The sequence below is a fragment of the Halomonas sp. BM-2019 genome, assembly GCF_017584085.1.
Window position 1 is genome coordinate 1,599,869 of sequence record NZ_CP071922.1, and the last position, 8,125, is coordinate 1,607,993.

Sequence of the window (8,125 nt, forward strand, 5' to 3'; positions counted from 1 at the left end):
GCGGGGCGAGGGCCTCCACGGTGGCGACCAGGCACTCGCCGTCGGCGGACTCGACCAGGTTGCCCGCCGACACCAGGTAGCGGCCCTCGGCATCCTGGGCCACCGCCACCGTGGCCGAGGCCTGGGTCTCGTCATAGCCTTGGCGGCGGGCGTAGTGGCGGATGTTCTGGGTCATCTCGATATAGACGGCGAAGACATCCATGGCCGCCGAAGGCGTCGCCTGCTGGGTGTCCAGGTAGTTGCGCAGCGCCTTGCCGATCTCCTCGATCAGGCTGCGCGAGATGGGGCCGTTGAAGCACAGCATGATGCGCTCTCGCTGGTAGCTTTCCCGCATGCTCAACAGGTCCATGGGCTCTCCTCAGCGGGTGTCTCCCGCCTCTCGGGGCGGGTGTGGGTCGGGGGCCAGCGGCTCGATGCGGAAGGCCAGCAGGGTGATGTCGTCGCGCTGGGGGAGATCCCCCTGATGGGCGCGCAGGGCCGCCTCATAGGCCGCCATCTGCTCCTCCAGCGGTCGTTGGGCCTGGGTCGGCAGCAGCGCCTCGAAGCGCGGGTTGCCGAAACCGAAGCCGTGGCGGCCACCGGCCTGGTCGAGGAAACCGTCGCTGCACAGGGTATAGCTCCAGCCGGGGCGTAGCGTCAGCCGCTGGTTCTCGTAGTGGCCCGGGCGGCGGTGGCCGATGGCGCGCTTGTTGGCCGGCAGGCGGGTGAGCGTCTCGCCGTTGCTGGCATACAGATCGATCTTGGCCCCGGCGTAGATGAGCGTCTCGGCCTCGGGGTCGACCCACACCAGCCCCAGGTCCATGTTGGTGGCGATGGAGGAGGGCAGGCGCTCGGCGGGCAGCAGCTCGCGGCCCCGGCGGTCGATCTCCCTGAGCAGGGCGGCGGGATCCTCGGCGCCCTGCTGGGCGATGGCCTGGTCGATCAGCGCACGGGCCAGCATGGTCATCATGGCGCCCGGGACGCCGTGGCCGGCGCAGTCCACCACGCCCAGCAGGTAGCCGCGCTCGGTGGCATGGAACACATAGAAGTCGCCCCCCACGGTATCCCGGGGCTTCCACAGCACCCCGTAGCGGTGACCGAGCCGTTGGGCCAGCTGGTGGTCGGGCAGGATGGCGCGCTGGATGATGCTGGCGTACTGGATGGAGTCGCCCAGCTGCTGATGGGCGGCGGCCACCTGGGCATGGGCCGCCTCCAGGTCCCGGGTGCGCTCGCGCACCTGCCCCTCCAGGTCGCGGGTGTAGCGCTCCACCTGGTTGGCCATGCGCGAGAAGGCCTGGGAGAGGGCGCCGATCTCGTCGTCGCGGCCGGTGGGCAGCTGGGAGCGGTAGTCCCCGCCGGCGATCGCCTGGGCCGAGGCCTTGAGGCGATTGAGGGGGGCCAGGATCAGGCGCTCGGTGGCATAGGCGAAGGCCAGCAGCAGGGTGCCGAGGATCAGCGTCAGGGCGACGACCAGCGTCCACAGCCAGCGGCTCTCGAGGATCTGGGCCGTACCGGTGTCCAGGGCGCTGACCAGCACCCACTGCAGCTCGGGAATGTAGCCCAGGGTCAGCAGCTTGGGTCGCCCCTCGAAATCGACTGCCAGATGGTGAATGCTGCCGGGGCGGCGGATGGCCTCGCGGAGGCTACGGGTCATCTCGGCACGCTGGGCCTCGCCCACCAGGTGCTGAAGGTGCCGGCCTTCCTCGGTGCCGGAGGCGGTATTGAAGGAGCTCCAGGCGATCTGGGCGGTGTCGGGATGGACCTGGATGGCCCCGCGGTGATCGACGATCATCGGCAGCAGCCCCGCCGGCGCATCGCGCATGAAGCGGTCGAGGAACTGGCTGAGGTCGATGCTGCCCCCCGCCAGACCCAGCGGCTCGCCGTTCTCCTGCACCTTGATGTTGATCCAGATCATCGCCTGCTGCAGGGTCCGGTCGACGTTGACGTTGATGTTGTGACTGGCGCTGCTGGCCATCAGGTCGAAGTACCAGGCGTCGTCGGGCTCCTCCGGGCTCAGGTGATAGGTCGGCAGGGCCTGGTTGTCGGTCGGGTCACCATCATTGAAGTAGTAGGCGCCGCTGGCATGGTCGACGATGAAGTAGGCGCGACTGGTGAATTGCCGGCGAAATCCCTCGGCCTCCTCGAGAAAGCGCGCCTGACGCTCGTCGTCGTCGGTCTGGCTCAGCCACTCCCGGGTGACCACCGAATCGGCGAGGCGCCGCGACAGGGCCAGCTCCTGGGCGACGGGGGCGACGATCCGCTGCATCTGCAGCAGGGTGTAGTTTTCCGCATAGGCCTGGGCGAAGTGGCGGTGAATGTCGGCCATCGCCTTCCAGCCGATCAGGCCGGCGGGGATCAGGGCCAGTAGGCAGGCCAGCAGTAGCGTCACCACGGATTTTCCGCGCAGGCCTAGAAGCGCTGCCATGTGTGTGGGGTCTCTTTGCTCGAGCGGGCATCTCGCGGGCCCGGGTTATCGTTCTTGAGTCACCAACTTTGCCATAAAGCGCTGGGGCGGGCGAATCACACGGGGCGGGCCGGGCTCAACGCAAAAGGCCCCGGTGAGCACTCCGGGGCCTTGGCGCGTTGACGTGCAGGGCGGCTATTCGCTGGGACGACCCACCAGTGAGCGGGTCTCCTCGCGGGCCTCGACCAGCGCGACGCGGATATGGTCGCCCAGCTTGAAGCGCTCCTCGCTCTCCACCTGGATGCGCCCCTCCTTGTCGTCGATGGCGACCTTGTCGCGATCGCTGTGAATCATGGGGGCCGGGATGAAGGCGGTGGCGCCGTTGGCGGTGAGGCGCACGCGCATGCCGCCGCGGTTGATGGCGATGATCTCGGCGTCGAAGCTCTCCTGGGCCTCGGCGGCCGGGCCCAGGTAGCGCACGTAGAGCCAGTCCTTGACGTCGCGCTCGGCCATGCGGTTGAGCCGGCGGCGCTCGGTGAGCTGCTCGGTGAGGGCGGCGCTGGCCTCGGCCGGCGCCTGCTCGCCCTTGAGCACCCGCTTGATCAGGCGATGGTTGACCATGTCGCCGTACTTGCGGATCGGCGAGGTCCAGGTGGCGTAGGCGGGCAGGCCCAGGCCGAAGTGCGGGCCGGGCTTGGCCGACATGCTGGTGAAGCCCTGGAAGCGGCGCAGGCGGGCGTCGAGCCAGGCGTCGTCGCGGCCCTCGAGCTCGCGCTTGAGCTCCTTGTAGCGCGGCAGCTCGGTGAGGGCTTCCAGGGCCACCTCGATCTCCTGGCTGGCCAGGAAGTCGCGGGCCGCCTCGGCCTTGTCATTCTCGAAGGCGCGGTGCACGTTGAAGATGCCGTGGCCCACGTGCTCCGCCAGCAGGTGGGCGCAGCAGGCGTTGGCGGCGATCATCGACTCCTCGATCATGCGGTTGGCAATGCGCCGCTCCTCGGTACGGATATCCAGCACGTTGCCGGCCTCGTCCAGGTCGAAAACGTAGTCGGGGCGGTCCTTGAACACCAGGGCATGCTCGTGGCGCCAGGCGCTGCGGACCTCGGTCAGTTCGGCCAGCCAGCGCAGCTGCTCGGCGATCGCCGCCTCGGGCGCCCAGTCGCCCTGGCCCTCCAGCCAGTCGGAGACACGATCATAGGCCAGCTTGGCGTGGGACCGGGCGGTGGCGGCGAAGAAGCGGTAGTCGCCCAGGCTGCCGTCGGCCTCCACCACCAGGGTGCAGGCCAGCACCGGCCGCTCCTGGCCCTCCCACAGGGAGCAGAGGTCGTCGGCCAGCTGCTCGGGGAGCATGGTGACGTTCTGGCCCGGGAGATAGACGGTGAAGGCGCGGGTGCGGGCCTCGAGGTCCGCGGCGTGGCCCTCCTCCACATAGGCGGTGGGGTCGGCGATGGCCACGGTCAGCTCCCAGCCGCCGCCCTCGCGGGGCACGATGCGCAGGGCATCGTCCATGTCGCGGGTCTTCTCGCTGTCGATGGTGAAGAAGGGCTCGGCGGTGAGGTCCTCGCGCACCAGGCCCTCGTCGCGCAGCGGCCAGTCGTCGCCAGCGTCCGGGCACTCCTGCTCCAGGGCGTGGCGCGCCAGGGTCACTCGCCAGGGCACCGCCGGGTCGTCGGCCTTGGCCACCAGCTCGTCGATCTGGGTGAAGAAGCCGCGATCGTCGGCCTTGAGCGGATGGCGCACCAGGCGAGCGACCACCCAGTCGGCGTCGCCGATGGTGGCCTCGTCCAGGCTGCGCTTGATGCGTGACTTCAGGGCGTTCTTGATCGAGGGGTGATCGGGCACCACGGCCAGGCGCCCCTCGCGTTTCTGCACCCGGGCGATGAAGCGCTCCAGCCCCTGTTCGATCAGGGTGTCGGGCTCGACGCTCTTCTTCTCGCCCTCCTCGTGGAGGACCGCCTCGACCCGGTCGCCATGCAGCACCTGCTTCATGGCGGGGGGCGGCACGAAGTAGGAGTCACCTTCGTCGGTCTCCAGGAAGCCGAAGCCCTTGTCGGTGGCCTTGATCACGCCGCTGACACGGGGCGTGTTGGAACGGATCTGTTGCTTGAGCTGAGCAAGCAGGGCGTTGTTCTGCAGCATGGTCACGGATGGTGGCGGGGTAAGGGGGTCACTATACGGATTCCCGGCGGTGACGCCAATCGCGCAGGGTCGAAGATTGCTTTACCCCTTGTCGCTCAAGGCGCTGTGTTCGCCCATGCCCTGCTGGATATGCCGATCACGACCAAGGTTGTAGATAATTGGTATTTCATTGGTCTCAATGTGGTTCTATAGTGGTCCTATAGAAGAGCCGAGCAGCGGAGAGACCCATGGACGCGCGTTTTCACCAGATCCGCCTGGATCCCCGGGGGGCCACCCCCCTCTATCAGCAGTTGGCCCGCCAGCTGGAGCAGGCCATCGAGGAGGGCGCCTGGCAGGCCGGCGAGGCCCTGCCCTCGGAGCGCAACCTGGCCGAGAGCCTGGCGGTATCGCGGATCACCGCCCGCAAGGCGCTCGATCGCCTCGCCGAGCTGGGGCTGATCCGGCGCAGCCAGGGCTCCGGCACCTTCATCGCCCCGCGCCTCAACCAGTCGCTGACCCGCCTGGTGAGCTTCACCGAGATGCTCACCCAGCGCGGCTTCACGCCCCGTTCCCACTGGCTTCAGCGCCAGGTGGCGACCCCCGGGGCCGAGGAGGGCATGCGCCTGGGCCTGGGCGCCGACGCCAGGGTCGCGCGCCTCAAGCGCCTGCGCCTGGCCGACGAGGTGGTGATGGCGGTGGAGGAGAGCTGCCTGCCGCTCGCGGTGCTACCCGATCCCCAGGCGGTGGAGAGCTCCCTCTATGCGGTGCTGGAGGCCAGCGGCAAGCCGGTGGTGCGCGCCCTGCAGCACGTCACCGCCATCAACGCCGACGCCGAGCTGGCGGCGCTGGCCGAGGTGCCGCAAGGACAGGCGCTGCTCAAGGTGACCCGCCTGGGCTATCTGGCCGACGGCACGGCGGCGGAACTCACCGTCACTTACTGCCGCACCGACTACTACGACTTCATGGTCGAGCTCACGCGCTGAGCCGAGGGAGAGCCCCATGCTGTATGGCAATATCCTGACCCCCCACGGCTGGCGCCTGGGCGAGCTGCACTGGGCGGCGGGACGCATCACCCGCGTCGCCGGCGAGGCCGTGGATCCCGAAGCCAACGACCATCCGCGGATCCTGCCCGGCTTCATCGACCTCCACGTGCACGGCGGCGGCGGTGCCGACGTCATGGAGGGGCGCGAGGCGCTGGTCACCCTGGCCCGCACCCATGTGCGCTTCGGAACCACCCGGCTGCTGGCCACCACCATGACCGCGCCGGACGCCGAGATCCGCCGCACCCTGGGCGAGATCGACGCCTATCTGCGCGATCCCGCCGCGGAGGCCGCCGGGGTGCTGGGCGTCCACCTGGAGGGCCCCTACATCAATCCCGGCAAGCTGGGCGCCCAGCCGGCCCATGCCCGGGCCGGCGTGATCGAGGAGCTGGACGCCCTCTGCGCCCTGGCGCCGATCCGGGTGGTGACCCTGGCCCCGGAACTCTCGGGCCACCCGGCGCTGATCCGCCACCTCAGCGCGCGGGGCATCCGGGTGCAGCTGGGGCACAGCCTGGGCAGCTACGAGGAGGGGGTCGAGGCCCTGTCCCACGGCGCCTGCGGCTTCACCCACCTGTTCAACGCCATGACCGGGCTGCACCACCGCAAGCCGGGCATGGTGGGGGCGGCCCTGGCCCATGCCGACTATGCCGAGCTGATCCCCGACCTGCTGCACGTCCACCCGGGGGCGATCCGTACGGCCCTGCGCTGCATTCCCCGGCTCTATGCGGTCACCGATTCCACCGCCGCGGCCGGCATGCCCGACGGCGACTACCGGCTCGGCGAGCAGACCGTCACCAAGTGCCTGGGCGGCGTGCGCCTGGCCGACGGCACCCTGGCCGGCAGCACCCTGACCATGGACCAGGCGCTGCGCAACCTGGTGACCCTGGGGCTCTCCCTGGCGGAGGCCTCCGACCGCCTCTCCCGTTTCCCGGCCGAGTTTCTCGGCCTCCCCGAGCTGGGGCGCCTCGCCGAAGGGGCCCTGGCCGATCTGGTCGTGCTCGATTCCCGACTCCACCTCCAGGCGGTCTTCGTCGAGGGCCGCCCCACCCTAGGAGACCGCTGATGTCCCTGATGCTCGATGAAGCCCGCAACGCCCCGGAACGCCTTCGCGGCCAGCTGCAGCGCAACGCGGCGATCCTCGCCGAACTGGGCGAGCGGCTGCGCCTGGCCCCACCGCCCGCCGCGGTGACCGTGGCCCGCGGCAGCTCCGACCATGCCGCCAGCTACTTCGCCTACCTCTGCATGAAGAGCCAGGGCATTCCGGTGGCCTCGCTGCCCCCCTCCCTGACCACCCTGGCCCGGGCCCCCTGGCGGCTCGATGGCCAGCTGGCCCTGGCGGTCTCCCAGTCGGGGCAGAGCCCCGACCTGGTGGCCACCCAGCGCGCCCTGGCGTCGGCCGGCGCCCGCACCCTGGCCCTGGTCAACACCCCCGAGTCGCCGCTGGGGGCGGCCAGCCATCAGGAGATCCCCCTTTACGCCGGCGAGGAGCGGAGCGTGGCCGCCACCAAGAGCTACCTGGCGACCCTCTCGGCCATGGCCCAGCTGCTCGGCCACTGGCGGGAGGATCGCCGGCTGCTCGCGGCCCTGGCCGAGCTGCCCGATCGCCTGAGCGCCGCCCTGGCCCAGGAGTGGTCCGCGGCCATCGAGGGCCTGGCGGAGGTCGACCGGCTGATGGTGATCGGTCGCGGCGCCGGCCTCGCCGTGGCCCAGGAGGCGGCGCTCAAGTTCAAGGAGACTTGTGCCATCCAGGCCGAGCCCTTCAGCGGCGCCGAGGTGCGCCACGGCCCCATGGCGCTGATCGGCCCCGGCTACCCGGTGCTGGTGTTCGCCCCGCCGGGGCCTGAACAGGCCGGGCTGCTGGAGCTGGCCGAGTGGCTCGAGGGCGTCGGTGCCCGGGTGCTGCTGGCCGCCGATGCAAGCGTGGCGCGGCGTCACCTCACCCTGGTGGATGCCGGCCACGAGGCGCTGCAGCCGCTTACGGTGATCCAGAGCTTCTACGTGATGGTGGCCGGCCTGGCCGCGGCCCGGGGCAGCGACCCGGATCGCCCCCGCCACCTCAACAAGGTGACCTGCACCCTCTAGTCCCCACAGCGAGTCCCCACGACGAGTCCCCACGACGAGTCCCCACGACGAGTCCCCACAACAACAACCGCGAGACCTTCCCATGCCTCACATCCATCGACCCCTGATCCTGCAGGCCCCCGTGGACGGGGTGGTGCTGCCTCTCGCCGAGGTGCCCGACCCGGTCTTCGCCGGCCTGACCCTGGGCGAGGGCATCGCCCTCGACCCCCTGGGGGAGTGCCTTCATGCCCCCTGCGACGGCGAGGTGGTGCAGTGCGCCCGTACCCACCACGCCTTGACCCTGCGCACCGCCGCCGGAGTGGAGCTCTTGCTCCACCTGGGCCTGGACACCGTCGAGCTGAACGGCGCCGGTATCGAGCCGCTGGTCGCCGTAGGCGACCGGGTACGCGCCGGCGATCCCCTGTGTCGCTTCGATGCCGACGCCCTGGCTCGGGGCGCCAGCGCCCTGATCACCCCCCTGGTGATCACCGAGGCCGCCGGCTGGCGGCTGCAGCCGCTGCGCTAC

7 protein-coding genes are annotated in these 8,125 nt (G+C 70.3%); 4 read left to right on the forward strand and 3 right to left on the reverse strand.

Annotated features, from left to right (window positions below; translation table 11 throughout):
* The 3 genes from J5F18_RS08070 to J5F18_RS08080 all read right to left on the reverse strand — a co-directional run.
* Positions 1-349 (reverse strand): SiaB family protein kinase (locus J5F18_RS08070; RefSeq protein ID WP_346301754.1); only part of this gene is annotated, 349 nt, incomplete at its 3' end.
* A gap of 9 nt (positions 350-358) precedes the next feature.
* On the reverse strand, positions 359-2,404 hold the full coding sequence (gene siaA / locus J5F18_RS08075) for a biofilm regulation protein phosphatase SiaA (RefSeq protein ID WP_346301755.1): 2,046 nt from the start codon (positions 2,402-2,404) through the stop codon (positions 359-361).
* Positions 2,405-2,578: 174 nt separating this feature from the next.
* Positions 2,579-4,519: an exoribonuclease II gene (locus J5F18_RS08080; RefSeq protein WP_346301756.1), complete on the reverse strand. Its 1,941-nt coding sequence runs from the start codon at positions 4,517-4,519 to the stop codon at positions 2,579-2,581.
* A gap of 227 nt (positions 4,520-4,746) precedes the next feature.
* On the opposite strand from J5F18_RS08080, the gene J5F18_RS08085 reads away from it, so the two are divergent.
* From J5F18_RS08085 to J5F18_RS08100, 4 genes are all read left to right on the forward strand, one after another.
* On the forward strand, positions 4,747-5,481 hold the full coding sequence (locus J5F18_RS08085) for a GntR family transcriptional regulator (protein WP_346301757.1): 735 nt from the start codon (positions 4,747-4,749) through the stop codon (positions 5,479-5,481).
* A 16-nt stretch (positions 5,482-5,497) separates the two neighbouring features.
* The gene (gene nagA / locus J5F18_RS08090; RefSeq protein ID WP_346301758.1) at positions 5,498-6,601 is read left to right on the forward strand and encodes an N-acetylglucosamine-6-phosphate deacetylase; all 1,104 of its coding nucleotides are present in this window, start codon (positions 5,498-5,500) and stop codon (positions 6,599-6,601) included.
* Positions 6,601-7,620 carry an SIS domain-containing protein gene (locus tag J5F18_RS08095; RefSeq protein WP_346301759.1) on the forward strand — a complete coding sequence of 340 codons (1,020 nt, stop codon included), beginning with the start codon at positions 6,601-6,603 and terminating at the stop codon, positions 7,618-7,620. Before nagA ends, J5F18_RS08095 begins: the two co-directional genes overlap by 1 nt.
* A gap of 82 nt (positions 7,621-7,702) precedes the next feature.
* A partial coding sequence (locus J5F18_RS08100) for a PTS glucose transporter subunit IIA (protein WP_346301760.1) occupies positions 7,703-8,125 on the forward strand: 423 nt, incomplete at its 3' end.

What these genes read in the sequence shown, in the direction of transcription:
- siaA (WP_346301755.1), bottom strand. Translation starts at nt 2,404, where the DNA reads ATGGCAGCGCTTCTAGGCCTGCGCGGAAAATCCGTGGTGACGCTACTG.
- nagA (WP_346301758.1), top strand. Translation starts at nt 5,498, where the DNA reads ATGCTGTATGGCAATATCCTGACCCCCCACGGCTGGCGCCTGGGCGAG.
- J5F18_RS08095 (WP_346301759.1), top strand. Translation starts at nt 6,601, where the DNA reads ATGTCCCTGATGCTCGATGAAGCCCGCAACGCCCCGGAACGCCTTCGC.
- J5F18_RS08085 (WP_346301757.1), top strand. Translation starts at nt 4,747, where the DNA reads ATGGACGCGCGTTTTCACCAGATCCGCCTGGATCCCCGGGGGGCCACC.
- J5F18_RS08080 (WP_346301756.1), bottom strand. Translation starts at nt 4,519, where the DNA reads ATGCTGCAGAACAACGCCCTGCTTGCTCAGCTCAAGCAACAGATCCGT.